The following is a 24,016-nucleotide window of genomic DNA, read 5'->3' on the forward strand; positions in this document are numbered from 1 at the left end:
CGAGGAATTATGCCAGTGCCGATATCTGTAGAGGTGGATTGCCAAGGCACTGGCGCAGAAGATTTTTCGTCCCTTGCAACGCAACGTCTTGTGTACTGTCAACATGCCCTAGCGGCGGTTGCAGCAGAGGTCTAGTATGAGCCGCACTCACGTCAGTCAGGAGGTAAACCATGTCGGCCACCAAGAAGCCTGTAAACACTCCGTTGCACTTGCTCCAACAACTCTCGGGCAGCTTGCTCGAACATCTGGAAAATGCCTGCTCCCAAGCCCTGGCTGATGCTGAAAAACTGCTCGCCAAACTGGAAAAACAACGCGGCAAAGCGCAAGAAAAACTGCACAAGTCGCGCACCAAATTGCAAGACGCGGCCACCGCTGGCAAGGCCAAGGCGCAAGCCAAGGCCAAGGACGTTGTGAAAGAGCTCGAAGACTTGCTCGATGCCTTGAAGGATCGTCAGTCCGAAACCCGCGCCTACATTTTGCAACTCAAGCGTGATGCCCAGGAAAGCCTGAAACTGGCCCAGGGTGTCGGTCGTGTGCAAGAAGCGGCGGGCAAGGCGCTGTCGCTTCGTGCTGCCAAGCCTGCCGCTGTATCGGCCAAGAAGCCGGCGACTAAACCCGCCGTGGCAAAAGCACCGGCCAAAGTCGCTGCCAAGCCCGCCGCTAAAGCACCGGCCAAGGCGGCCAGCAAACCGGCTGTCAAACCCGTCGCTGCCAGCGCTGCAAAACCTGCGGCAAAAAAACCAGCCGTCAAGGCTGCTGCCAAGCCAGCCGCAAAAACCGCGGCCGCTAAACCTGCCGCTGCCAAGCCCGCTGTAAAAGCCGCTGCTAAACCTGCCGCTAAACCTGCGACAAAAGTTGTAGCCAAGCCAGCCGCAAAAACCGCCGCCGCAAAACCTGCCGCGACGAAAACCGCTGCCGCTAAACCGGCTGCCAAAGCAGCGGTAAAATCCACTGCCAAACCTGCGGCCGCCAAACCAGCTGCCAAGCCTGCGGCAACCAAAACGGCTGCGGCCAAGCCTGTTGCGAAAACGGCTGCCAAGCCCGTCGCTGCCAAAGCGGCGGCTAAACCCGCTGCCAAACCAGCTGCCGCGAAGCCAACGGCTGCCAAACCAGCTACCGCGAAGCCAGCGGCTGCCAAGCCCGCTACGGCCAAGCCCGCTGCCGCCAAGCCCGCCGCTAAACCGGCCGTGAAGAAGCCAGCCGCTGCAAAACCTGCGACTGCGCCAGCCGCCAAGCCAGCGACACCGGCTCCGGCTCCGACCGCGACGCCTGCGCCTACCGCCAGCACTCCGGCCTCGGTGACCAGCCCAGCCGCCGTTGCGCCGACCACCAGCAGCACCCCAACCAGCGCTTCCTAAGTGCCGGACACCGCGACGCGCAGCTGATGCAGCGCGTCGCGGCTCGCTGGTTCGGCATTCGCCGCCAGCCCTTGCAGCCATAACGCTGAATCGCTCCGTTGTTCCTCAGGCCAATCCTCGGCCACTGCCTGCAATCGCTCCAGCAATCGTCGCTCGGCTTCCAATTCCAGTCGCTTGACCTGTTCGCGCAGGCTATCGAGTGCCGTGTCTTGGTGGGCGCCGGTTTTCCATTGGCTGCGAAGCGTGCGCAAGGGCCTTACCACCTCAGCCTCCCAAGGCTCGGTCAATTGTCGAAGCTGTTGCAGCCGTTGTTCATTGCAGGCCACGCCGCGTCGTTCCAGCCACAGTCCGCAAAGCAGCAGGCAGACATTGACGCCGGCGCTCTGTAGCGTGAGGCACGCAGGCTCTACGCCAGGCTTGGCATAGAGGTCGAGGGAAAAACTCCACAGGTCAGGGGACATCGTGCTACTCGCGCCAGTTGCGAGCGAAGCTGGTAGACTCCGCCGCCATTATGATCCGACTTCAGAACCTGACTTTACAGCGTGGCCCGCAACGTCTGCTAGAAGACGCCGAGCTGACCCTGCACGCCGGCCACAAAGCCGGCCTCATCGGTGCCAACGGCGCCGGCAAATCGAGCCTGTTCGCCTTGCTGCGAGGCGAGCTGCACCCGGACTCGGGCGATTGCCTGCTGCCGGCCGACTGGCGTATCGCTCACATGCGCCAGGAGGTCGACACCCTCGATCGCCTGGCGGTGGACTACGTGCTCGATGGCGACCTGCGCCTGCGCCAGGTGCAACGCGACCTGGCGGCGGCCGAAGCGGCCCACGACGGTGCCGCACAGGCCCGCCTGCACGCGGAACTCGACAGTGCCGACGGCTATACCGCCGATGCCCGCGCGCGCAAATTGCTCGCCGGCCTGGGCTTTACCAATGAACAGATGGACCGCCAGGTCGGGGACTTCTCCGGTGGCTGGCGGATGCGCCTGAACCTGGCGCAGGCCCTGATGTGCCCTTCGGATCTGCTGCTGCTCGATGAACCGACCAACCACTTGGACCTCGACGCCATCATCTGGCTCGAAGACTGGCTCAAGGGTTACCCGGGCACGCTGCTGCTGATTTCCCACGACCGCGATTTCCTCGATGCGGTGGTGGATCACGTGGCCCACGTCGACCAGCGCAAGCTCACCTTGTACCGCGGTGGCTACAGCGCCTTCGAGCGCGCTCGTGCCGAACGCCTGGCCCAGCAACAGCAGGCCTACGAGAAGCAACAGGCGCAACGTGCGCACATGGAAAGCTACATCGCCCGCTTCAAGGCCCAGGCCACCAAGGCCCGCCAGGCCCAGAGCCGGATCAAGGCGCTGGAGCGGATGGAAGAGCTGTCGGCGGCCCACGTCGATTCACCGTTCGATTTTGTCTTCCGCGAATCGACCAAGATTTCCAGCCCGTTGATCGACCTGTCCGACGCGCGCCTGGGTTATGGCGACAAGACCGTGCTGGAGAAGGTCAAGCTGCAACTGACCCCGGGTGCGCGGATCGGTCTGCTGGGCCCCAATGGTGCCGGTAAGTCGACCCTGATCAAGAACCTCTCGGGCGAACTCCAGCCATTGGCTGGACGCTTGACCCGAGGCGAAAACACCGTTGTTGGCTATTTCGCTCAGCACCAGCTCGACTCCCTGGATTCCAAGGCCAGCCCGCTGCTGCACCTGCAACGCTTGGCGCCAACCGAGCGCGAGCAGACCCTGCGCGATTTCCTCGGTGGTTTCGATTTTCGCGGGGCACGCATCGACGAGCCGGTGTTGAATTTCTCCGGTGGCGAAAAGGCGCGCCTGGCGTTGGCGTTGATCGCCTGGGACCGGCCGAACCTGTTGCTGCTCGACGAACCGACCAACCACCTGGACCTGGAAATGCGCCTGGCCCTGACCATGGCCTTGCAGGAATTCAGTGGCGCGGTGCTGGTGGTGTCTCACGATCGGCATTTGCTCAAGAGCACCACGGATAATTTCTTCCTGGTCGCCGACGGCAAGGTCGAGGAGTTTGACGGCGATCTGGAAGACTACGCGCGCTGGCTGGTGGAGTACCGTCAACGCAATGCGCCGGTCAGCACCACGCCCGTCAACCCGGACAAGACCGATAAGAAAGCCCAGCGCCAGGCCGCAGCGGCCCTGCGTCAGCAGTTGGCACCCCACAAGCGCGAAGCCGACAAGCTCGAAGCCGAACTGGGCAAGCTCCATGAAAAGCTGCAGAAAATCGAAACCAGCCTGGGCGACAGTGGTCTCTACGAGGCGGCGCGCAAGGATGAGTTGCGTGACCTGCTGGCCGAACAGGCCAGGCTGAAAGTTCGGGAAGCGGAGCTCGAGGAGGCGTGGATGCAAGCCTTGGAGCTGCTGGAAAACTTGCAAGCGGAGCTGGAGGCGTTGTCCTGATGGAAGCGTTGGCGTTGCCTGTCCCTGTCATGTGGATCGAGCCGATCTGGCTCGGTGTGCAAATCCTGCTGATCCTGCTGGTGGGATATATCGCCCAGCGGTTCGTTGCGCGTGCGCTCACGGGCCTCGGCGAGCGCTATCCGCTGCCGACGCAGTTGGTGATCATCCTGCGCGGTGTGCTGCGCTGGCTGATCATGGGCAGCGCCGTACTGGTGGCGCTGGAGCGCCTGGGTGTGTCGGCCACGGTACTCTGGACGGCGATCTCGGGTTTCGTGGCGGTGGCAGCGGTGGCGTTCTTCGCCATCTGGAGCGTGCTGTCTAACCTGTTCTGCGCCGTGTTGATCTACACCGTCGGACCGTTTCGTCTGGGGGATGTGGTCGAGCTGGTGGACACCACCGACAAGCCTGGCATCAAGGGTCGCGTGGTGGCGATCAATCTGCTGTACACCACATTGATCGAACCTGAGGAGCTCGGCACCGGCAGCACCATGGTGCAAGTGCCCAACAGCCTGTTTTTCCAGCGTTCGGTTCGGCGCTGGCGTGGCAGCGAGGCGTTTCCGGTGGGTGGGTTCGTCGAATAGACTGCCTTGATGTAGCTGTACTCTTTCGTCAGTGTCTGAAACAAAATCTCCAGCTGAGCCGGTTCTAGGTGCCGCTACTGTTCAGATAGGGACTGATGGATTTTTCTCGTCGAACACCGTATCGGGAGACTCAGATGGTTAAGAAAGTTTACGATTCGGATCAGCTCTCGAGGCTGACCCTCAAGGGTTACAAATCCATCGCCGAATGCGATATTGAATTAGGCAAGCTAAATGTGCTTATCGGTGCGAATGGCGCAGGAAAATCCAATTTCATTGGTTTCTTTCGCTTGATAAGTCGCATCCTGGATGAGCAGTTGCAGCTCTCGGTGGGAGCCGCCGGAGGTCCTGACGCCTTGCTTCATTTCGGCCGAAAAACGACCGAAGAGCTTTGTGCGGAACTTTACTTTGGCAATAACGGTTATAAATTCACGCTCAAGCCTACTCAAGATAACCGCATGATGTTTGCCCATGAGGCGCTCTGGTGGAATGTCAGTGGCGACTGGCGCGCCAGGTCCGGCCATTTCGAGTCATACGCCGCTGAGCAAAAATCCAAGACGCAGATCTACAGGCACGTTGTTCCGGCTATCAGAAGTTGGCGCATCTATCATTTTCATGACACGGGCTCCAGTGCCCTTGTAAAGCAAATCCATGGCATCAACGATAATGAGTATCTGCGCGATGATGCGCGAAACCTTGCTGCGTTTTTATATCGCTTGAAAAGCCACAATGAAACTCACTACAGGCGCATCGTGAAGGCCATTCAGATGGTGGCTCCGTTCTTCGGTGATTTTCATTTACGCCCAACGATTGATAACAAGGAAAAAATTCAGCTTGAGTGGACTGAAGTAGGCCAGGACATCCCTTTCACCGCAGCCGCTTTGTCGGATGGCACTTTACGCTTTGTCTGCCTGGCAACCGTATTGCTGCAGCCTGAAGAGTTCATGCCCTCGGCCATTCTGATTGATGAGCCGGAGCTGGGCCTGCATCCATTTGCGATCGTTGCGCTGGGTGGTCTGATGAAATCGGTTTCGCAGAAACACCAACTCATTATTTCGACACAGTCAGTAGAACTCGTTGATCAATTCGATGCTGAAGATTTGATCGTGGTAGACAAGGTCGGTGGTGCCTCCACTTTCAAACGGTTGGACACTGTTGCTCTGAGCGCATGGCTGGAAGAGTTCAGTCTTGGTGAGCTCTGGAAGAAGAACATACTGGGCGGGAGACCGAGTCGATGAGCCGAATCGTTCTTCTTGTAGAAGGGCAAACGGAAGAGGCCTTCGTCAATGAGCTATTGGCCCCTCACTATTGGACACTTGGTGTTTTCCTTACGCCGATTATCATCAGTACCAGCCCCGGCAATAAGGGGGGCGTCGTCCGCTATGGAAAAGTCAAACACCAAGTGACTCGCTTGTGCCGGGAGCATCATGCGGCACAGGTCACCACAATGTTTGATTTCTACGCATTGCCCGGTGATTTTCCCGGTTTGGCATCAGCCGATTTTCCGATTGCGGGTACAGGGCATCAAAAGGCTTGTTTTCTGGAGGTTCAGTTGGCGATCGATATTGGGGAAAAGAACTTCATCCCCAACTTGATGGTGCATGAGTTCGAAGCACTTCTCTTTGCGGGCCCTGATAAGTTTGCAGAGTGGACGGATGACTCAAAGGTTGTGCCTGCCCTCAAAACGATCGCTAGTGCCTTTCAGACACCGGAAGATATCAACAATAGCCCACAGACTGCTCCCTCCAAGCGTATCTCCAAGGCGATGCCTGAATACCAGAAAACCTTTCATGGCCCTTTGATAGCTTGTGAGATTGGGCTGGATGCCATGCGTCTGAACTGCCCACATTTCCATGAGTGGCTACTCAAACTGGACGCTTTGGCGCCGGTATAGAAAACCTTGGCGTTTATCCGATGATCGCATTAGCTTAGTCGTTTTCGACGAATCCGAGCCGAGGTGTGCAATGGTGTTGGAAACATGGTTGGCTTTTTTCGCCGCCTGTTGGGTGATCAGTCTTTCCCCGGGCGCCGGCGCCATTGCATCGATGTCCAGTGGCTTGCGCTACGGGTTTTGGCGCGGCTACTGGAATGCCCTGGGCCTGCAATTGGGCCTGGCGCTGCAAATCGTGATCGTCGCCGCCGGTGTTGGCGCGATCCTCACGGCGTCGGCCACGGCGTTCTATGCGATCAAGTGGTTCGGCGTGGCCTACCTGGTCTACCTGGGTGTCAAACAGTGGCGAGCCATTCCCGGCGATATGAATGACGATTCCGTCGTGCGGCCTATCGGCAACCCGTTGGCTCTGGTGTTCCGCGGTTTCCTGGTCAACATCAGCAACCCCAAGGCGCTGGTGTTCATGCTGGCTGTGCTGCCGCAGTTCATCAATCCCCATGCACCGTTGATCCAGCAATACCTGATCCTGGGCGTCACAATGATCGTCGTCGATCTCATCGTCATGGCCGGGTACACCGGGTTGGCATCGAAAGTCCTGCGCCTGTTGCGCACACCGAAGCAGCAACGGCGGATGAACCGCACGTTTGCTGGCCTGTTCATCGGCGCGGCGGGCTTGCTCGCGACGATTCGCAAGGCAGCGGTGTAGCCGGCTTATACACAACACCTGTGGCGAGGGAGCTTGCTCCCGCTGGGCTGCGAAGCAGCCCTGGCTTTTGGCGGTTGCTGCGCAACCGAGCGGGAGCAAGCTCCCTCGCCACAAAAGCATCTACCTACCCCGCGGCGTGGCTCAGCGCAGGATCACCGGCGCGGTACCCCGGGGCAGATTATTGCGCTGCATATAGTCGGCACCCTTGAAGTTCCCGGCCTTGATGCGCTTGATGACGTCATAGACGTCGCCATTGGACGCCGCCGTGAGGGGCGTGCCCTGGGTCAGTCGCATCATGGCTGGCTGATCCGGCGCTATCGCGAGCAAGCTCGCTCCCACAGTTTTTTGCGTCTTTAAGAGGTATTGGTTTCCAAACGGAAATCCGGGGCGTCGAGGCTGGCCACCGGGTAACCCTGGAGGTCCCCGTATTCGGTCTTGCCCCCTGGTTTCTCGGCTTCCTCCTCGCGCTTGAGGTATTCCTTGTCCCGCAGGTCGGCGATCACCGCTTCGCGTTCGTGGGTCTTCTTGATCTGGGTCCGCGCGCCGTCGACGTTGCCGGACGCCAACTGCTGGCTGGTCTGGGCCAATTCGTTGTCATAGTTGCGAAAGGCCAAAGCATTAAAATCCGATGAAAATCGGCCTCCAAGCCACATCCGCCCTTGAGCCGAAGCCATTGGAAGTGAACAATGTGTTACTTCTTATTACCAACTGAGAGTCATTCATGACTGCGCCGTTCCGTTTCCTGGCCTGGCTTGTACTGCCATTGCTAGCTTTGTGCAGCACTGCGCTGCAAGCCGACACCCTCGAAAGTGCCCCCCAGGCGCTGCATTTGCTGGATTACATCGGAGCGGATTACCCGGCGACGGTCGAGGCGGGCAAGGTCATCGACGAGGCTGAGTACCGCGAGCAGTTGGAATTGACCCGGGCGCTGGAGGGGTTGGTCGCCGGGTTGCCGGCCAAGCCGGAAAAGACTGGGCTGGTCCAAGACATTGGCACGCTGCGCACGGCGATCACCCAGCGCCAGGACGGCGGCGATGTCGCCCGTCTGGCGCGGCAACTGGGGGCCAGGCTGGCGGTAGCGTATGAAGTCAGCCAGGCACCGGTCATCACGCCCGACCCCACCCGCGGCGCGCCACTGTATGCGCAGAATTGCTCGGTGTGCCACGGCGCCAACGGTGCCGGCGACGGTCCTGCCGGTGTTGGCCTGGAACCGCCGCCCTCCAACTTGCGCGACGCCCAGCGCCTGGATCGCCTGAGTCTCTACGCGATCTACAACACCCTCGGCATGGGCATCGAAGGCACCGACATGCCGGCCTTCGCCGATCAGCTCGACGACCGTCAGCGCTGGGACCTGGCAACCTACATCGCCAGCTTCAGCGCCGACCCGGCCGCGACCAAAAGCGAACAGGTCTTCAATCTCGCTGACCTGGCGCGCCAGACCCCGGCCGAAGTGCTCGCCGCGCAAGGCCCCGCAGCGGCGGCGACATTCCGTGCCCAGCGCGCCCAGCCGCCGCAGGTGCAACGTGGCCCGGCGCAGTTGCTCGACTACACGGCCGCCACCCTGGATAAAAGCATCGCGGCGTATCGCGCCGGTGACCACGACCAGGCCTATGACCTGTCGGTAGCGGCTTACCTGGAAGGTTTCGAGCTGGTGGAAAGCTCGCTGGACAACGTCGATGCCAACGTGCGCAAGGACACCGAAAAGGCCCTGATGGCCTACCGTCAGTCGTTGCAGGACGGTTTGCCGGTGGAGCAGGCCGTACAGCGCCTGGACGCGGCCAAGGCCAAGTTGAAGGAGTCCGCCGGCCTGCTGGGTGGCGATGGCTTGAGCTGGTCGCTGAGCTACATCTCCGGGTTGCTGATCCTGCTGCGTGAAGGGTTGGAAGCGATCCTGGTGCTGGCGGCGATCCTGGCGTTCCTGCGCAACACCGGTCAGCAGTCGGCGGTGCGCAGCGTCAACGTCGGTTGGGGCCTGGCGCTGCTGGCCGGCCTGGCGACCTGGGGGCTGGCGGCGTATGTGATCGACGTCAGCGGCGCCCAGCGCGAGCTGCTCGAGGGCGCGACGGCGTTGTTCGCCAGTGTGATGGTGCTGTGGCTGGGTGTCTGGATGCACGACCGTCGTCACGCGGCGGCCTGGCAGGATTACATCAAGAGCAGCCTGGTGGGCGGCGGTGGTCGGTTTGGTTTTGCGATCCTGGCGTTCTTCTCGGTCTACCGCGAACTGTTCGAAGTGATCCTGTTCTACGAAACCCTGTGGTTGCAAGCCGGTCCTGCCGGGCATAACGCCGTGCTGGCCGGCGGCGCGACGGCGCTGGTGCTGCTGGTGGGGCTGGCCTGGGTGATCCTGCGCGGCTCGGCGAAACTGCCGCTGGCGCTGTTCTTCAGCATCAACGCCGCGTTGCTGTGTGCACTGTCGGTGGTGTTTGCCGGTCATGGCGTGAAGGCGTTGCAGGAAGCCGGGATCTTCGGCACCCACCCGGTGGCGTTCTTCGACTTCGACTGGCTGGGCATTCATGCCGATGCCTATTCGTTGGCCGCTCAAGTGGTGGCGATCCTGGCGATCGTAGTGCTGTATGGGCGCAGTTGGGTGGCGGAGAAGCGTCGGGTCCAGGTTTCCTGACAGCATTCGCTGCGCTCGTAATCGCGAGCAAGCTCGCTCCCACAGGATGTAGGCTGTCCTTGTGGGAGCGAGCTTGCTCGCGATGCATTTAAAAAGAGGAACAACCCCAATGCGCGTATGGATCGACGCCGATGCCTGCCCCAAGGCGGCGAAGGAGCTGGTGGTCAAGTTCGCCCTGAAGCGCCGGTTCGAGGTGGTGCTGGTGGCCGGTCAACCGCAGATCAAACCGGCCTTGGCCTGCGTGAAATTGATCGTGGTGCCCAGCGGCCCCGACGCGGCGGACGACTACCTGGTGGAACACGCCGTGCCGGGTGAGTTGGTGATCTGCAGCGACGTGCCCCTGGCCGACCGGTTGGTGAAGAAGGGCGTCGCGGCCCTGGACCCGCGAGGCAAGGAGTTTGATGCGCAAAACATGGGCGAGCGGCTGGCGGTGCGAAACCTGTTCACCGATCTGCGCGAACAGGGCCACATGGGCGGCGGCCCGGCGGCGTACAGCGAGCGGGACAAGCAAGGGTTCGCCAATGCTTTGGACCGAATACTGACGCGCTTGGCCCGATTGCCTTGAGTCCTGGGTAACCCTTGTGGGAGCGAGCTTGCTCGCGATAGCGTCGGATCAACTGGCATCTTTATCGGCTGACACACCGCCTTCGCGAGCAAGCTCGCTCCCACAGAGGCTCGGCGTGTTGCTAGGCGTCGTTCTCGTGCGTCAGCTCCAACACCCGGTCCACCAGCTTGTTGATACCTGAGGCCGCTTCGCTGATGTTCTGCGCCAGCATGTAGGCCGGGGTGCTGACCAATTTGCGCGCGCGGTCTTCGACGATGTCGGTGACCGCGCAGTCTTCGTGAGTCCCCCCCATTTTGCCCACGGCTGCCGCCGTGTCCGGGTCGTTGCCGATGGTGCACGTCACCCCCGGGCCATAGATTTTGGCCGCCAGGGCCGGGGAGATGCAGATCAGCCCGACCGGTTTACCCGCCTCGGCAAAGGCCTCGGTCAAGGCCAGGACCTCTGGCTGGACGCTGCAGCCGGCGCCTTCGACGGCAAAGTTGGAGAGGTTTTTCGCCGAGCCAAAACCACCGGGTACGATCAAGGCGTCGAAATCCTCGGCCCTGGCTTCACGCAAATCCTTGACGTTGCCCCGGGCGATCCGCGCCGACTCCACCAATACGTTGCGGCTCTCGGGCATTTCCTCGCCGGTCAGGTGATTGATCACATGCAGTTGGGCAATGTTGGGGGCGAAGCACTGGACCTGCGCCCCGCGCTGGTCGAGACGCAGCAAGGTGATCACGCTTTCGTGGATCTCTGCGCCGTCATAGACGCCACAGCCGGAAAGGATCACTGCAATTTTTTTGCTCATGGGCTTTTCTCCAGATTCATGGCGTTAAATGTCTACTAATTTGTCACTCGTTGCCATAGGGAGATCGGGCAGCTACACCTAATCTGCCGACTATCTCCCTGCCTCCCATGCCCGGGTTGCGTCATGAACTTCATCCTGTATGCCGTGCCGTTCTTCTTCGTGCTGATCGCCGTCGAGTTGCTGGCCGATCGCTGGCGGGGTGTGAGCCACTACCGCGTGGCGGACGCGATCAACAGCTTGAGCACCGGCGTGCTGTCGACCACCACGGGCCTGTTGACCAAGGGCGTGGGGCTGGTGACCTATGCCTTTGCGCTGAAACACCTGGCCGTCATCGAACTGCCTGCCGACCGGGCCTGGACCTGGGTGTTCGCCTTCGTGCTCTACGACCTCTGTTACTACTGGCTGCATCGCATGGGCCATGAGCGCAACATCCTCTGGGCCGCCCATTCGGTTCACCACCAAAGCGAGGACTACAACCTGTCCACCGCGTTGCGCCAGACCAGCACCGGGTTCCTGTTGAGCTGGATCTTCTACGTCCCGCTCGCCGTACTGGGCGTGCCGCTGGTGGTCTTCGTCAGCGTCGCGGCGTTGAATCTGCTGTACCAGTTCTGGGTCCACACCCAGCACATTCCCAAGCTCGGCTGGCTGGAGTGGTGCTTCGTGACGCCGTCCAATCATCGTGCCCACCATGCACAGAACCCTCTCTACATGGATCGCAACTACGGCGGGGTGTTCATTATTTGGGACCGTCTATTTGGCACCTTCCAGGAAGAAGACGATAACGAGCCGGTGATTTTTGGCGTGACCACGCCGCTGGCGAGTTGGAATCCGTTGTGGGCCAACCTGCAGTTCTATGCACAGCTGTGGGCCGATGCGCGGCGGGCCGGGCGCTGGCGGGACAAGCTGCGGATCTGGTTCATGCCCACCGGTTGGCGTCCGGCGGACGTTGCGGCCCAGTACCCGCTGAACAAGCCGGACCTGAGCCAGTTCCGCAAATTCACCGTGCCGCTGGACCCGCGCCAGCAGTGGTACGTGGGGCTGCAGTTCTGCGTCTACATTGCCTTGGGCAGTTATTTGATGAACCTTGAAAGCAGCCTGCCGGTCGCCGCCCTGGTACTGGGGTGGGGCGCGGTGGCGTTCGGTCTGTTCGTGTTGGGCGTGGCCCTGGAGAATCGCCCGTGGGCGCTGAAACTGGAGCTGTTGCGGCTGGCCTCGAACCTGCCGCTGGTGTGGCTGGCGCCCTTGGCCGGGTTGTGGCCGGCCAGCGCTGTGACCTGGGTCGGGCTGCTCAGCTACAGCCTGCTCAGTGGCATCGGGCTGTATTGCTGCCGCAGCCGGTTTACTCGGTTGGCGTCGTAGGGGCGTCGGACTTGGCTTGCTCCAGGCGTTCGGCTTCGAGGACTTTCCTGGCCAGCCGCGCATTCTTGATCCGTCGGCGCAACCACAGGACCAGGCCCAGCACCAGCAGCGCGCCGAGGACCCACAACTCGTATTTCTTGATGCTGCCCAACATGCCTTCCAGCACGGCGCCGAAGTGATACGCGGCAGCGGCCAGGGCCGTGGCCCAGACCGCCGCACCGATGCCGTTGAGTAACAGGTAGCGGCCCGGCGGGTAGCCTGACAGGCCGATCGCCACCGGCATCACCGTGCGCAGGCCATAGACGAAGCGGAAGCTCAGCACCCAGATGTCCGGATGCCGGCGAATGTGTTCCAGCGCGCGATCGCCCATCAACTGCCAACGCGGCTTGCGCGCCAGGAGCTTGCGGCCGTGCTTGCGTCCCAGGAAATACCACAGCTGATCGCCCGCGTAGCTGCCGCAGAAGGCCACGACCACTACCAGGTTGATGTCCATATAGCCACGGAACGCCAGGAAACCTGCGAGCACGAGGATGGTTTCGCCTTCGAAGAACGTGCCGATAAACAAGGCCAAGTAGCCGAAGTCATGCAGAAATTGTTGGAGCATTGTCTGGGTGCTGGCGAAATGAACGCGCAGCCTAACCCTTCAGGCACATTCAGGAAAGTATCGAAATGTGTCTCGACGTGAACAATTCCTACAGAAGACAATGACTGCGACTACCGGCCGCGCCTTAGCACAACTGTCACACGTTCGTCATAATGTCCGCTTATAACTGTCACGCTCGCCCGTCTGCGGGCTCAGGAGTCTGCCGTGAGCTTTACCCCCGCCAATCGTCTGTTCCCTGCTACCCGCCTGCGTCGCAACCGCCGTGATGAGTTCTCTCGTCGGCTGGTGCGTGAAAACGTGCTGACCACCGATGACCTGATCCTGCCGGTATTCGTGCTGGACGGTGAGAACCGTCGCGAAGCGGTGGCGTCGATGCCCGGGGTGGAACGCCTGACCATCGACCTGCTGCTCGAAGAAGCCGCCCACTGGGTCGAGTTGGGCATTCCGGCGCTGGCCCTGTTCCCGGTCACGCCACCGGCGCTCAAGTCCCTGGACGCCGCCGAAGCCTGGAACCCGGAGGGCATCGCCCAACGTGCGACGCGCGCCCTGCGTGCGCGTTTCCCGGAGCTGGGGGTGATCACCGACGTGGCGCTGGACCCGTTCACCACCCACGGGCAGGACGGTATCCTCGATGAAGAGGGCTACGTGCAGAACGACATTACCGTCGATGCACTGGTCAGGCAGGCGCTGTCCCATGCCGAGGCCGGTGCCCAGGTGGTGGCCCCCTCGGACATGATGGACGGGCGCATCCAGGCGATCCGCGAAGCCCTCGAGGTGGCCGGTCACGTCAACGTGCGGATCATGGCCTATTCGGCCAAGTACGCCAGCGCCTATTACGGCCCGTTCCGCGATGCGGTCGGCTCGGCCCTGAACCTGGGCAAGGCCAACAAGGCCTCCTATCAGATGGACCCGGCCAACAGTCAGGAAGCCTTGCACGAAGTGGCGGCTGACTTGTCAGAGGGGGCAGACATGGTCATGGTCAAGCCTGGCATGCCCTACCTCGACATTCTTTGCCGGGTCAAAGACGAATTCAAAGTGCCGACCTTTGTTTATCAGGTCAGCGGCGAGTACGCCATGCACATGGCCGCGATCCAGAACGGTTGGTTGGGCGAAGGGGTGATCCTGGAGTCCTTGACCGCTTTCAAACGCGCAGGTGCCGATGGCATCCTGACTTACTTTGCCGTGCGCGCCGCCCAATTGTTACGAGAGCAGAAATAGCCTCCCAGGAACTTGCGATGAATACCGAAGGACTCTCCGAAGTTGCCGTAAAAGACGCTCAACCCGTGGTCGAGCAAGTTGCCGAAACACCGCCGGAGCTGGAGCCCGCTCCCCCGGCCGTCATCGAGCCCGCCCCGGCCCCGGCGATTGCCATTCCGAACCTGGATGACAGCAGCCTGTACATCCATCGCGAGCTGTCGCAACTGCAGTTCAACATCCGCGTGCTGGAGCAGGCGCTGGACGAGTCCTATCCGTTGTTGGAGCGGCTGAAATTCCTGCTGATCTTTTCCAGCAACCTGGATGAGTTTTTCGAAATCCGCGTCGCCGGCCTGAAGAAGCAGATCACCTTCGCCCGTGAACAGGCAGGGGCCGACGGCTTGCAACCGCACCAGGCCCTGGCCCGCATCAGCGAGCTGGTCCACGGCCATGTGGACCGGCAATACGCGATCCTCAACGACATCCTGTTGCCGGAGCTGGAAAAGCATCAGGTGCGCTTCATCCGCCGGCGCTACTGGAATACCAAGATCAAGACCTGGGTGCGCCGCTATTTCCGCGACGAGATCGCGCCGATCATCACGCCGATCGGTCTCGATCCGACGCACCCGTTCCCGCTGCTGGTCAACAAGAGCCTGAACTTCATCGTCGAACTGGAAGGGATCGACGCCTTCGGTCGCGATTCAGGCCTGGCGATCATTCCGGCGCCGCGCCTGTTGCCGCGCATCATCCGTGTGCCGGAAGATGTCGGCGGCCCCGGCGACAATTATGTGTTCCTGTCGTCGATGATCCACGCCCACGCCGATGACCTGTTCCAGGGCATGAAGGTGAAGGGTTGCTACCAGTTCCGCCTGACGCGTAACGCCGACCTGTCAGTGGATACCGAGGACGTCGAAGACCTGGCCCGGGCCCTGCGCGGCGAGTTGTTCTCCCGTCGCTACGGCGATGCGGTGCGCCTGGAGGTGGCCGACACCTGCCCGAAACACCTGTCCGACTACCTGCTCAAGCAGTTCAACCTGCACGAGACCGAGCTGTATCAGGTCAACGGCCCGGTCAACCTGACCCGACTGTTCAGCATCACCAGCCTGGACAGCCACCCGGAACTGCAATACCTGCCGTTCACGCCGCAGATCCCGAAACTGCTGCAAAACAGCGAGAACATTTTCAGCGTGATCAGCAAGCAGGACATCCTGCTGTTGCACCCGTTCGAATCGTTCACGCCGGTGGTCGACCTGCTGCGCCAGGCCGCCAAGGACCCTCACGTCCTGGCGGTGCGCCAGACCCTGTACCGCAGCGGCGCCAACTCGGAAATCGTCGATGCCCTGGTGGACGCGGCGCGAAACGGCAAGGAGGTCACGGCGGTGATCGAATTGCGCGCCCGCTTCGACGAAGAATCCAACCTGCAGCTGGCCAGCCGCCTGCAAGCGGCCGGCGCGGTGGTGATTTATGGCGTGGTCGGCTTCAAGACGCACGCCAAGATGATGCTCATCCTGCGCCGCGAGGCCGGTGAGATCGTGCGTTACGCCCACTTGGGGACCGGCAACTACCACGCCGCCAACGCCCGCCTGTACACCGACTACAGCCTGCTGACCTCCGACGATGCCTTGTGCGAAGACGTCGGCAAGCTATTCAGCCAATTGATCGGCATGGGCAAGACCCTGCGCATGAAGAAACTGCTGCACGCGCCGTTCACCTTGAAGAAGGGCATGCTCGACATGATCGCCCGGGAGACGCAGTTCGCCCTGGACGGCAAGCCGGCCCATATCATTGCCAAGTTCAACTCGCTGACCGATCCGAAGATCATCCGCGCGTTGTACAAGGCCAGCCAGTCGGGCGTGCGCATCGACCTGGTGGTGCGGGGCATGTGCTGCCTGCGGCCTGGCATCCCGGGGGTGTCCCACAACATCCATGTACGCTCGATCATCGGGCGGTTCCTGGAGCATACCCGGGTGTTCTACTTCCTCAACGGCGGGGAGGAGCAGATGTTCCTGTCCAGCGCCGACTGGATGGAGCGCAACCTCGACAAGCGGGTCGAGACCTGCTTCCCGGTGGAAGGCAAGAAGCTGATCCTGCGGGTCAAGAAGGAATTGGAAAGCTACCTCACCGACAACACCCACAGCTGGAGCCTGCAGTCGGATGGCCGTTACATCCGCAACACACCGACTGGCAACCAGAACCCGCGCAGCGCCCAGGCGACATTGCTGGAGCGCTTGAGCAGCCCGGTGTTGGCGGTTCGTTAAAAAACGGGGGAGGGGAGGCAGGCCTGGCTTGTGTGGCGAGGGAGCTTGCTCCCGCTGGGCTGCGAAGCGGCCCCAAGTCTTGGGAGGGCTTCGCCCTCCAGCGGGAGCAAGCTCCCTCGCCACAGAGGTTGTGTTTAGCTCAGTGAATGTTCAACACAATCCCGACCCGGGTCAGCCACTCGGCTTCCTGGGCGAAGTCGGCCTGGGTCAGCTGGTTTTCTTCCAGCCACCCGTCGGGGAACATCACGTCCAGTTGATCGCCGTCGGCATGCAGGGCGACCTGGGGCATTTCCTGGGTGCCACGGATGTGGTGGAACAGGATCGCAAAACGCAGCAGTACGCACAGGCGAATCAGCTTGATGCCGTCATCGCCGAACTCGGCAAATTTATCCTTGGGAATGTTGCGCCGGTGGCCGCGCACCAATAGCGCGAGCATCTGCTGGTCTTCCCGGGAGAAGCCCGCCAGGTCCGAGTGCTCGATCAGGTAGGCGCCATGCTTGTGGTAGTGATAGTGGGCAATGTCCAGGCCCACTTCATGGACCTTGGCGGCCCAGCCCAGCAATTCGCGCCAGACTCCGTCGTTCAAGTCCCAGTCATCGGCCACCTGGTCGAAGGCATGCAGTGCCTTGCGTTCGACCCGTGCGGCTTGCTCCAGGTCGACGTGATAACGCTCCATGAGCGAGCCCAGGGTGCGTTCACGCACGTCTTCGTGATGATGACGCCCCAGCAGGTCGTAGAGCACGCCTTCACGCAGAGCGCCCTCGCAGTGGTCCATGCGTTGAAGTTCGAGGGCGTCGAAAATCGCTTCGAGGATCGCCAGGCCCGCCGGGAAAATCGCCCGGCGGTCGGGCTTGATGCCTTCGAAATCGATCTTGTCCGCTTCGCCGAGCTTGAACACCCTGCGCTTGAGCCAGGCCAGGCCATCGGCGTTGACCTCGCCAGCACCGTGGCCGCCAGCCTTGAGCGCCAGGCCGATGGCGCGAATGGTCCCGGAGGAGCCGATGGCTTCGTCCCAGGTCAGGCGGTGCAGGGCGTGTTCGATACTCATGATTTCCAGGCGCGCCGCCGTGTAGGCCTGGGCGTAGCGGGCCGGGGTGATCTTGCCGTCGCGGAAATAACGCTGGGTGTAGCTGACGCAGCCCATCTGCAGGCTTTCGCGCAACAGCGGTTCGAAGCGCTGGCCGATGATGAATTCGGTACTGCCACCACCGATGTCCGCCACCAGGCGCTTGCCCGGGGTGTCGGCCAGGGTATGGGAGACGCCAAGGTAGATCAGGCGGGCTTCTTCACGGCCGGAGATGACTTCCACCGGATGGCCGAGGATCTCTTCGGCGCGACGGATGAATTCGCCACGGTTGCGCGCCTCGCGCAGGGCATTGGTGCCGACAATCCGCACCGCGCCCAGGGGCATACCGTTGATCAGTTGGGCAAACCGTTTGAGGCAATCGAGCCCGCGCTGGATGGATTCTTCGCTCAGCTGGCGTTCTTCGTCGATGCCGGCGGCCAGTTGGACCTTCTCGCCGAGCCGTTCAAGAATGCGGATTTCCCCGTTCTGGGCCTTGGCGACGACCATGTGGAAGCTGTTGGAGCCCAGGTCGATGGCAGCGATCAGGGACAGATTCTTGGCTTGGGATTGCGGCATGGTCAAAAAGTCTCGGTCGATAACCTCGCCATCCTGCCACGATCGACCGCTTACGCCAACGCAAAGGCGACCGCTTCGCGGTCAATCGCGAGCAAGCTCGCTCCCACACGTGTTTTGTCTCGCCTGCGCAATAGCCGGCAACCGAGAACCTGTGGGAGCGAGCTTGCTCGCGATGAGGTCAGAGCCGGCACCACAAACCTCAGGCCACAGGCTCGACCGTCCCGATGAAGTTCGCCAGTTCCGCGGTTTGCGGATCGGCGAACAGCACCTTGGGATCGCCCACCTCATGCACCTTGCCCTGGTGCATGAACACCAGTTTGTCGCCCACTTCCCGGGCGAAACGCATTTCGTGGGTGACCATGATCAGGGTCATGCCCTCCTTGGCCAGTTGCCGCACCACGCTGAGCACTTCATTGACCAGTTCCGGGTCCAGGGCCGAGGTGATTTCGTCGCACAGCAGCACTTTCGGCGACATCGCCAGGGCGCGGGCAATCGCCACCCGTTGCTGCTGGCCGCCGGACAACCGGTCGGGGAAGGCATCGAATTTCTCGCCAAGCCCGACCCGCTCCAGCATCTGCCGCGCCAGCACGGCCGCCTTGGCCTTGGGCACTTTTTGAACAACTTGCGGCGCGAGCATCACGTTCTCGCCCACCGTCAGGTGCGGGAACAGGTTGAATTGCTGGAACACCATTCCGACCTTCTGTCGCAGGCTGCGCAGGTCGGCGCGGGCGGCATCGAGGTATTCGCCGTCGACTTCGATCACGCCGTCGTTGATCGACTCCAGGCCATTGAGGGTGCGCAGCAAGGTGGATTTGCCCGAGCCGCTGCGGCCGATGATCGCCACCACCTGGCCTTCCTCGACGGTCAGGTCGATGCCTTTGAGCACGTGATGATCGCCGTAGTATTTATGCAGGGCGGTAATTCTAAGCAGAGGCATGCAGTCTCCTTTCCAGGTAGCGCGCACTGAGGGACAAGGGGTAGCAGAGCAGGAAATAACCGAGGGCGACCAGGCCATAGACCATGAACGGCTCGAAGGTGGCGTTGGCGAGCATGCCGCCGGTCTTGGTCAGTTCGGTAAAGCCAATGATCGAAGTCACGGCTGTGCCTTTGACCACCTGCACGGAAAAGCCCACGGTCGGCGCCACGGCGATGCGCAGGGCCTGGGGCAGGATCACGTAGCGCAACTGCTCCAGCGGGTTGAGGGCCAGGCTCGCCGAGGCTTCCCACTGGCCGTTGGAAATCGAGTCGACACAACCGCGCCAGATCTCCGCCAGGTAGGCACTGGTGAACAGCGTCAGGGCAATGGCCGCCGCCATCCACGGCGAAATCTCCACCCCGGCCAGCGCCACGCCAAAGAACACCAGGAACAGTTGCATCAACAGCGGTGTGCCCTGGAACAACTCGATGTAGATGCGGGCGATGTTGCGGGGCAGGGCGTTTTTGGAGATGCGCAGCACCATCACCAGCAAGCCGATCACACCGCCGCCGATAAACGCCACCAGCGACAGCGCCAGGGTCCATTGCAGGCCGGTGAGCAGGTTGCGCACCACGTCCCAGAAAGTGAAATCGCTCATTGGCCGCTCCTGGCAATGTAGCGGCGCCCCACCCAGTTCAGGAACTGGCGGATCAGCAGCGCCATGCACAAATAGATCAGCGTGGTCAGTGCGTAGGTTTCAAAGGCGCGGAAGTTGCGCGACTGGATGAAGTTGGCGGCGAAGCTCAACTCTTCGGTGGCGATCTGCGAACAGACCGCCGAGCCGAGCATCACGATGATGATCTGGCTGCTCAGGGCTGGCCAGACCTTGCCCAATGCCGGTAGCAGCACCACGTGGCGGAAGGCCTCGAAGCGGCTCATCGCCAGGGCCGCGGCCGCTTCCAATTGCCCCCGCGGGATGGCCTGGATACCGGCGCGGATGATCTCGGTGGAGTAGGCGCCGAGGTTGATCACCATCGCCAGCACCGCCGCCTGCCATTCGGAAATCTGCAGGCCCAGGGACGGCAAGCCGAAGAAGATGAAAAACAACTGCACCAGGAACGGTGTGTTGCGGATCAATTCCACGTAGACGCCGAAGATCGCCGCGAACGGGCGAATGTTCCACGCCCGCACCACGCCGCCGACGATGCCCAGGCCGACCCCGAGCAACGTGCCGATGGCCGTCAGTTCCAGGGTGAACAGCGCGCCGCGCAGCAGCAGCTCGGTGTTTTGCACCACCGGCAGAAAATCGAACTGATAAGCCATGCTCAGCCTCTCAAGCGACGGTCAGAGATCGGCCGGCAGCGGCTGCTTGAGCCAGGTCTGGGAATTCTTCTCCAGGCTGCCATCGGTCTTGGCGGTGGCCAGGATCTGATTGACCTTGTCCAGCAGCGCCGGCTCGTTCTTGTTTACGCCCACGTACACCGGCGAGTCCTTGAGTTTCACCTTCAGCGCCGGAACGCGCTTGGGATTGCGTTCGCTGATGGCGACCATCACCACGTTGCCGCTGGCGATCAGGTCCACCTGGCCGGCCAGGTAGGCGGCGATGGTCGAGTTGTTGTCTTCGAAGCGCTTGATGGTGGTGCCTTCGGGGGCGACCTTGGTCAACTCGATGTCTTCGATGGCGCCACGGGTGACGCTGATGGTCTTGCCCTTGAGGTCGTCCAGGCCGTTGATCGCGGCGTCGGGTGGACCAAAGACGGCCAGGTAGAACGGCGCATAGGCACTGGAGAAGTCGATGACTTTTTCCCGCTCCGGGTTCTTGCCCAGGCTGGAAATCACCAGGTCGACCTTGCCAGTGGTCAGGAAGGGGATGCGGTTGGTGCTGTTGACCGGCGTCAGTTCAAGCTTGACCTTGAGCTGGTCGGCCAGCAGTTGCGCGGTGTCGATGTCCAGGCCGCGGGGTTTCATGTCCGGGCCGACCGAACCGAATGGCGGGAAGTCCTGGGGCACGGCGACCTTGAGGGTGCCACGCTTGACCACGTCTTCCAGGCCATCGGCGTGGGCGGGCAACTGACAAAGCATCAGGCTGGCAAACAGGGCTGTGAGCAGGACGCTGCAACGCTGAATCATGGCGAATCTCCGCAATCGGTGATGTGATTTCTGCGTTCGGACAGAGCACAGGCCATGCCAAGGCCACTTTTAATCGGCCAAAGCCTCGGTTTTGCTGGTGGGCAGCGGTCTTACTGGTCTGAACAGTTGCGTCGTGTTTCGCACCGTTATCGGGCGTCGGTATTTGTCGCCGAACCCTGCTGGGGCACGACTTGCCGGGCGCGGCGAATAGCTTTACAACTAGCCGCTCACTGGCCCGGTTCGTCTGAAAAAATCATGAATTCCATCGCTCGTGCCGTTCCTGAAGTGGCCCTGCAAGCCATCCGCAAACTGATCGTCGATGAAGGCTTCGGCCCAGGCGATGCGTTGCCGTCGCAACGGGACCTGGCGCTGCAACTGGGCGTGAGCCGGGCGTCGTTGCGCGAAGCGCTGTCCTCCCTGAGTGCCTTGGGCATGATCAGCGTGCAGCCGGGCAAGGGGGTGTTCGTGCAGGCGCCGGTGGAGGCCCCGCGCAACGAGTCGGCGCCGGGTTGGCCGTTCGCGGCCCAGGCTTCGCCGGTGGACATCTTCCAGTTGCGCTACGCCCTGGAGGGCTTCGCGGCGGGGTTGGCGGCGGTGACGCTCAGCGCCGATGAACTCGACCGGTTGCAAGACAATGTCGAAGCCATGCGCCGGGAGTTGAAGGTCGGGGATTTCGACGCCGCCGCGCGGCTGGATTTCGAATTCCATCGGCGCATCCTGCTGGCCAGCGGCAACCAGGCGATGTTGAGCATCCTTACCGCCAGCGCCGACATCTTCCTGGAAAGCCAGAAACTACCGTTCATCCGGGCGGAGCGGGCGATGGAAACCTGGCAAGAGCACCGCAAGATCCTTCGCGCCCTGGCCCGTCGGGCTTCTGCCGCCGCGCAAAAAGCCATGCAGGAACATGTACGTAACGCTGCGCTGCGTACCGGGATTTCGTTCGTCGCCCCTACGGCTTCATGAGCCGGGCCATATCCAAATACATCTTGCGCCATAGCGAGACTCAATCAACTGCGGCTTCCTGAACCCGGGAAGGGCCGCTATGATGGGCCACGTTTTTTTGCTGACAACCCCGGAGATTTCCATGAGCAGCGATCTGATCAAACACGTTAGCGACGCTAGCTTCGAGGCTGACGTAATCAATGCCGAAGGCGCGGTACTGGTCGACTATTGGGCTGAGTGGTGCGGTCCCTGCAAAATGATCGCCCCAGTCCTGGACGAGATTGCCGAGACCTACAAGGGCAAGCTGACCGTTGCCAAGCTGAACATCGACGAGAACCAGGAGACTCCGGCCAAGCACGGCGTGCGTGGTATCCCGACCCTGATGCTGTTCAAGAACGGCAACGTCGAAGCCACCAAGGTCGGTGCGTTGTCGAAGTCGCAACTGGCTGCTTTCCTCGACGCCAACATCTAAGCGTCGAATGCCACTGAAAAAGCCCCGCAAATCGCGGGGCTTTTTCGTTATCCGGGGCTAGACGCTTGCAAACCCAGGTGTTACATTCGGCCCCGCACTGGTTTCTCCATTGCCCCCTGCAAGCCGTCGCCGACGCTCTCCTTTCGAATAAGTACGCGATCCTGTCGCCTTCTCTGCGGCGCGGCCTCATTAAGCCAAAAGCTTAATTTCCCCCCTCCATAAATGATTACGTCATTCCTATATGAATCTGACTGAACTCAAGCAAAAGCCGATTACCGAACTGCTCGAATTGGCCGAACAGATGGGCATAGAAAATATGGCCCGTTCGCGCAAGCAGGACGTGATTTTCTCCCTGCTCAAGAAGCACGCGAAAAGCGGCGAGGAAATCTCCGGTGATGGCGTGCTGGAGATTCTCCAGGACGGCTTCGGCTTCCTTCGCTCCGCAGACGCTTCCTATCTCGCCGGTCCAGACGATATCTACGTCTCGCCGAGCCAGATCCGTCGCTTCAACTTGCGCACCGGTGACACCATCGTTGGCAAGATCCGTCCTCCGAAGGAAGGCGAACGTTATTTCGCCCTGCTCAAGGTCGACACGATCAACTTCGACCGTCCGGAAAACGCGAAGAACAAGATTCTCTTCGAGAACCTGACCCCGCTGTTCCCGACCGTGCGCATGAAGATGGAAGCCGGCAACGGTTCCACCGAAGACCTCACCGGTCGTGTCATCGACCTGTGCGCACCCATCGGCAAGGGCCAGCGTGGCCTGATCGTGGCGCCGCCGAAAGCGGGCAAGACGATCATGCTGCAGAACATCGCGGCCAACATCGCCCGTAACAACCCTGAAGTTCACCTGATCGTGTTGCTGATCGACGAACGTCCGGAAGAAGTGACCGAGATGCAGCGCACCGTGCGCGGCGAAGTGGTCGCCTCGACGTTCGACGAGCCGCCAACCCGCCACGTGCAGGTTGCCGAAATGGTGATCGAGAAGGCCAAGCGCCTGGTCGAACACAAGAAAGACGTGGTGATCCTGCTGGACTCCATCACCCGTCTGGCTCGTGCCTACAACACCGTGATCCCGAGCTCCGGCAAGGTGCTGACCGGTGGTGTCGATGCCCATGCGCTGGAAAAACCGAAGCGTTTCTTCGGCGCCGCGCGGAACATCGAGGAAGGCGGCTCGCTGACCATCATCGCCACCGCACTGGTTGAAACCGGTTCGAAGATGGACGAAGTGATCTACGAGGAATTCAAGGGCACCGGCAACATGGAGCTGCCTCTGGATCGTCGTATCGCCGAGAAGCGTGTCTTCCCGGCCATCAACATCAACCGTTCCGGCACGCGCCGCGAAGAGTTGCTGACCGCCGACGACGAGTTGCAGCGCATGTGGATCCTGCGCAAGCTGCTGCATCCGATGGATGAAGTCGCCGCCATCGAGTTCCTGGTCGACAAGCTGAAGACGACCAAGACCAACGATGAGTTCTTCCTGTCGATGAAACGCAAGTAAATCGCCAAGACAGGCCAGCAAGAGCCGGGGAAACCCGGCTTTTTGCTATCTGTGCATTCACTATTCTG

Annotated in this window: 23 protein-coding genes and 1 pseudogene; 14 read left to right on the forward strand and 10 right to left on the reverse strand. The window is 61.3% G+C overall.

The annotated features are described in order from the left end of the window. The first annotated feature begins 170 nt into the window (after positions 1-170). A complete protein-coding gene (locus BLO80_RS07900; RefSeq protein ID WP_092334343.1) occupies positions 171-1,358 on the forward strand; it encodes an AlgP family protein in 1,188 nt (395 codons plus the stop codon). Here BLO80_RS07900 and BLO80_RS07905 read toward each other — a convergent pair. Then, on the reverse strand, positions 1,355-1,819 hold the full coding sequence (locus tag BLO80_RS07905; RefSeq protein WP_092334345.1) for a TIGR02444 family protein: 465 nt from the start codon (positions 1,817-1,819) through the stop codon (positions 1,355-1,357). The two genes, BLO80_RS07900 and BLO80_RS07905, sit on opposite strands and share 4 nt — an antisense overlap. 50 nt (positions 1,820-1,869) lie before the next feature. On the opposite strand from BLO80_RS07905, the gene BLO80_RS07910 reads away from it, so the two are divergent. From BLO80_RS07910 to rhtB, 5 genes are all read left to right on the forward strand, one after another. Continuing rightward, positions 1,870-3,780 carry an ATP-binding cassette domain-containing protein gene (locus tag BLO80_RS07910; protein WP_092334347.1) on the forward strand — a complete coding sequence of 637 codons (1,911 nt, stop codon included), beginning with the start codon at positions 1,870-1,872 and terminating at the stop codon, positions 3,778-3,780. Further along, entirely contained in the window at positions 3,780-4,361 is a 582-nt protein-coding gene (locus tag BLO80_RS07915) for a mechanosensitive ion channel family protein (RefSeq protein WP_092334349.1), read from the forward strand. Before BLO80_RS07910 ends, BLO80_RS07915 begins: the two co-directional genes overlap by 1 nt. Positions 4,362-4,495: 134 nt before the next feature. After that, entirely contained in the window at positions 4,496-5,596 is a 1,101-nt protein-coding gene (locus tag BLO80_RS07920) for an AAA family ATPase (RefSeq protein ID WP_092340884.1), read from the forward strand. Then, a complete protein-coding gene (locus BLO80_RS07925) occupies positions 5,593-6,252 on the forward strand; it encodes a DUF4276 family protein (RefSeq protein ID WP_092332994.1) in 660 nt (219 codons plus the stop codon). Before BLO80_RS07920 ends, BLO80_RS07925 begins: the two co-directional genes overlap by 4 nt. Positions 6,253-6,322: 70 nt before the next feature. Further along, positions 6,323-6,955 carry a homoserine/homoserine lactone efflux protein gene (gene rhtB / locus BLO80_RS07930; protein WP_092332996.1) on the forward strand — a complete coding sequence of 211 codons (633 nt, stop codon included), beginning with the start codon at positions 6,323-6,325 and terminating at the stop codon, positions 6,953-6,955. Positions 6,956-7,144: 189 nt separating this feature from the next. On the opposite strand, the pseudogene BLO80_RS28950 reads toward rhtB, so the two are convergent. After that, positions 7,145-7,252, reverse strand: a pseudogene (locus BLO80_RS28950) (penicillin-binding protein activator LpoB); the annotation flags it as partial. A gap of 56 nt (positions 7,253-7,308) precedes the next feature. Next, complete coding sequence (locus BLO80_RS07935; RefSeq protein ID WP_092332998.1) at positions 7,309-7,569, reverse strand: hypothetical protein; 261 nt, start codon at positions 7,567-7,569, stop codon at positions 7,309-7,311. Positions 7,570-7,676: 107 nt separating this feature from the next. Between BLO80_RS07935 and BLO80_RS07940 the strand changes: the two genes are divergently transcribed. Together BLO80_RS07940 and BLO80_RS07945 are read left to right on the forward strand one after the other, a co-directional pair. Continuing rightward, a complete protein-coding gene (locus BLO80_RS07940) occupies positions 7,677-9,575 on the forward strand; it encodes a cytochrome c/FTR1 family iron permease (RefSeq protein ID WP_092333001.1) in 1,899 nt (632 codons plus the stop codon). 109 nt (positions 9,576-9,684) lie between these two features. Beyond that, positions 9,685-10,140 carry a YaiI/YqxD family protein gene (locus BLO80_RS07945; RefSeq protein ID WP_092254454.1) on the forward strand — a complete coding sequence of 152 codons (456 nt, stop codon included), beginning with the start codon at positions 9,685-9,687 and terminating at the stop codon, positions 10,138-10,140. 121 nt (positions 10,141-10,261) lie between these two features. Here the strand turns inward: BLO80_RS07945 and elbB are convergent, their stop codons facing one another. Continuing rightward, positions 10,262-10,930 (reverse strand): isoprenoid biosynthesis glyoxalase ElbB, encoded by a 669-nt coding sequence (gene elbB / locus BLO80_RS07950; RefSeq protein ID WP_092333003.1) that lies wholly within the window; start codon positions 10,928-10,930, stop codon positions 10,262-10,264. A 123-nt stretch (positions 10,931-11,053) separates the two neighbouring features. Between elbB and BLO80_RS07955 the strand changes: the two genes are divergently transcribed. Continuing rightward, positions 11,054-12,289, forward strand: coding sequence for a sterol desaturase family protein (locus BLO80_RS07955; RefSeq protein WP_092333005.1), 1,236 nt, complete (start codon positions 11,054-11,056; stop codon positions 12,287-12,289). Here BLO80_RS07955 and BLO80_RS07960 read toward each other — a convergent pair. Then, positions 12,270-12,893, reverse strand: coding sequence for a DedA family protein (locus BLO80_RS07960; protein WP_092203232.1), 624 nt, complete (start codon positions 12,891-12,893; stop codon positions 12,270-12,272). The genes BLO80_RS07955 and BLO80_RS07960 overlap by 20 nt on opposite strands. 204 nt (positions 12,894-13,097) lie before the next feature. On the opposite strand from BLO80_RS07960, the gene hemB reads away from it, so the two are divergent. Further along, the gene (hemB, locus tag BLO80_RS07965; RefSeq protein ID WP_072405986.1) at positions 13,098-14,111 is read left to right on the forward strand and encodes a porphobilinogen synthase; all 1,014 of its coding nucleotides are present in this window, start codon (positions 13,098-13,100) and stop codon (positions 14,109-14,111) included. Between the two features lie 17 nt (positions 14,112-14,128). Then, positions 14,129-16,345, forward strand: coding sequence for a polyphosphate kinase 1 (gene ppk1 / locus BLO80_RS07970; protein WP_092333007.1), 2,217 nt, complete (start codon positions 14,129-14,131; stop codon positions 16,343-16,345). 139 nt (positions 16,346-16,484) lie between these two features. Here ppk1 and ppx read toward each other — a convergent pair whose 3' ends face one another. From ppx to BLO80_RS07995, 5 genes are all read right to left on the reverse strand, one after another. Continuing rightward, positions 16,485-17,987: an exopolyphosphatase gene (gene ppx / locus BLO80_RS07975; RefSeq protein WP_092333009.1), complete on the reverse strand. Its 1,503-nt coding sequence runs from the start codon at positions 17,985-17,987 to the stop codon at positions 16,485-16,487. 199 nt (positions 17,988-18,186) lie between these two features. After that, positions 18,187-18,924, reverse strand: a complete 738-nt coding sequence (locus tag BLO80_RS07980) for an amino acid ABC transporter ATP-binding protein (RefSeq protein WP_092203226.1) — start codon at positions 18,922-18,924, stop codon at positions 18,187-18,189. Next, a complete protein-coding gene (locus tag BLO80_RS07985; RefSeq protein WP_092333011.1) occupies positions 18,911-19,561 on the reverse strand; it encodes an amino acid ABC transporter permease in 651 nt (216 codons plus the stop codon). Before BLO80_RS07985 ends, BLO80_RS07980 begins: the two co-directional genes overlap by 14 nt. After that, positions 19,558-20,226, reverse strand: a complete 669-nt coding sequence (locus BLO80_RS07990) for an amino acid ABC transporter permease (protein ID WP_072405981.1) — start codon at positions 20,224-20,226, stop codon at positions 19,558-19,560. The genes BLO80_RS07985 and BLO80_RS07990 overlap by 4 nt, the downstream gene beginning before the upstream one ends. A 21-nt stretch (positions 20,227-20,247) precedes the next feature. Beyond that, positions 20,248-21,033 carry a transporter substrate-binding domain-containing protein gene (locus tag BLO80_RS07995; RefSeq protein ID WP_092333013.1) on the reverse strand — a complete coding sequence of 262 codons (786 nt, stop codon included), beginning with the start codon at positions 21,031-21,033 and terminating at the stop codon, positions 20,248-20,250. A gap of 255 nt (positions 21,034-21,288) precedes the next feature. Here BLO80_RS07995 and BLO80_RS08000 point away from each other — a divergent pair, with 255 nt between their 5' ends. The 3 genes from BLO80_RS08000 (at position 21,289) to rho (ending at position 23,948) form a co-directional block, all read left to right on the forward strand. Beyond that, the gene (locus BLO80_RS08000; protein ID WP_092203218.1) at positions 21,289-21,996 is read left to right on the forward strand and encodes a FadR/GntR family transcriptional regulator; all 708 of its coding nucleotides are present in this window, start codon (positions 21,289-21,291) and stop codon (positions 21,994-21,996) included. 121 nt (positions 21,997-22,117) lie between these two features. Next, positions 22,118-22,447, forward strand: a complete 330-nt coding sequence (trxA, locus tag BLO80_RS08005; protein WP_092333062.1) for a thioredoxin TrxA — start codon at positions 22,118-22,120, stop codon at positions 22,445-22,447. A gap of 241 nt (positions 22,448-22,688) precedes the next feature. Then, positions 22,689-23,948 carry a transcription termination factor Rho gene (rho, locus tag BLO80_RS08010; protein WP_003206716.1) on the forward strand — a complete coding sequence of 420 codons (1,260 nt, stop codon included), beginning with the start codon at positions 22,689-22,691 and terminating at the stop codon, positions 23,946-23,948. Positions 23,949-24,016: the final 68 nt, after the last annotated feature.

Origin of the sequence: Pseudomonas sp. NFACC56-3 (genome assembly GCF_900100025.1) — a bacterium.
GTDB classification, from domain to species: domain Bacteria; phylum Pseudomonadota; class Gammaproteobacteria; order Pseudomonadales; family Pseudomonadaceae; genus Aquipseudomonas; species Aquipseudomonas fluorescens_AA.

Coding starts and splice junctions, on each gene's coding strand:
- BLO80_RS07900 (WP_092334343.1), top strand. CDS start 171: ATGTCGGCCACCAAGAAGCCTGTAAACACTCCGTTGCACTTGCTCCAA.
- BLO80_RS07905 (WP_092334345.1), bottom strand. CDS start 1,819: ATGTCCCCTGACCTGTGGAGTTTTTCCCTCGACCTCTATGCCAAGCCT.
- BLO80_RS07910 (WP_092334347.1), top strand. CDS start 1,870: ATGATCCGACTTCAGAACCTGACTTTACAGCGTGGCCCGCAACGTCTG.
- BLO80_RS07915 (WP_092334349.1), top strand. CDS start 3,780: ATGGAAGCGTTGGCGTTGCCTGTCCCTGTCATGTGGATCGAGCCGATC.
- BLO80_RS07920 (WP_092340884.1), top strand. CDS start 4,496: ATGGTTAAGAAAGTTTACGATTCGGATCAGCTCTCGAGGCTGACCCTC.
- BLO80_RS07925 (WP_092332994.1), top strand. CDS start 5,593: ATGAGCCGAATCGTTCTTCTTGTAGAAGGGCAAACGGAAGAGGCCTTC.
- rhtB (WP_092332996.1), top strand. CDS start 6,323: ATGGTGTTGGAAACATGGTTGGCTTTTTTCGCCGCCTGTTGGGTGATC.
- BLO80_RS07940 (WP_092333001.1), top strand. CDS start 7,677: ATGACTGCGCCGTTCCGTTTCCTGGCCTGGCTTGTACTGCCATTGCTA.
- BLO80_RS07945 (WP_092254454.1), top strand. CDS start 9,685: ATGCGCGTATGGATCGACGCCGATGCCTGCCCCAAGGCGGCGAAGGAG.
- elbB (WP_092333003.1), bottom strand. CDS start 10,930: ATGAGCAAAAAAATTGCAGTGATCCTTTCCGGCTGTGGCGTCTATGAC.
- BLO80_RS07955 (WP_092333005.1), top strand. CDS start 11,054: ATGAACTTCATCCTGTATGCCGTGCCGTTCTTCTTCGTGCTGATCGCC.
- BLO80_RS07960 (WP_092203232.1), bottom strand. CDS start 12,893: ATGCTCCAACAATTTCTGCATGACTTCGGCTACTTGGCCTTGTTTATC.
- ppk1 (WP_092333007.1), top strand. CDS start 14,129: ATGAATACCGAAGGACTCTCCGAAGTTGCCGTAAAAGACGCTCAACCC.
- ppx (WP_092333009.1), bottom strand. CDS start 17,987: ATGCCGCAATCCCAAGCCAAGAATCTGTCCCTGATCGCTGCCATCGAC.
- BLO80_RS07980 (WP_092203226.1), bottom strand. CDS start 18,924: ATGCCTCTGCTTAGAATTACCGCCCTGCATAAATACTACGGCGATCAT.
- BLO80_RS07985 (WP_092333011.1), bottom strand. CDS start 19,561: ATGAGCGATTTCACTTTCTGGGACGTGGTGCGCAACCTGCTCACCGGC.
- BLO80_RS07990 (WP_072405981.1), bottom strand. CDS start 20,226: ATGGCTTATCAGTTCGATTTTCTGCCGGTGGTGCAAAACACCGAGCTG.
- BLO80_RS07995 (WP_092333013.1), bottom strand. CDS start 21,033: ATGATTCAGCGTTGCAGCGTCCTGCTCACAGCCCTGTTTGCCAGCCTG.
- BLO80_RS08000 (WP_092203218.1), top strand. CDS start 21,289: ATGAATTCCATCGCTCGTGCCGTTCCTGAAGTGGCCCTGCAAGCCATC.
- trxA (WP_092333062.1), top strand. CDS start 22,118: ATGAGCAGCGATCTGATCAAACACGTTAGCGACGCTAGCTTCGAGGCT.
- rho (WP_003206716.1), top strand. CDS start 22,689: ATGAATCTGACTGAACTCAAGCAAAAGCCGATTACCGAACTGCTCGAA.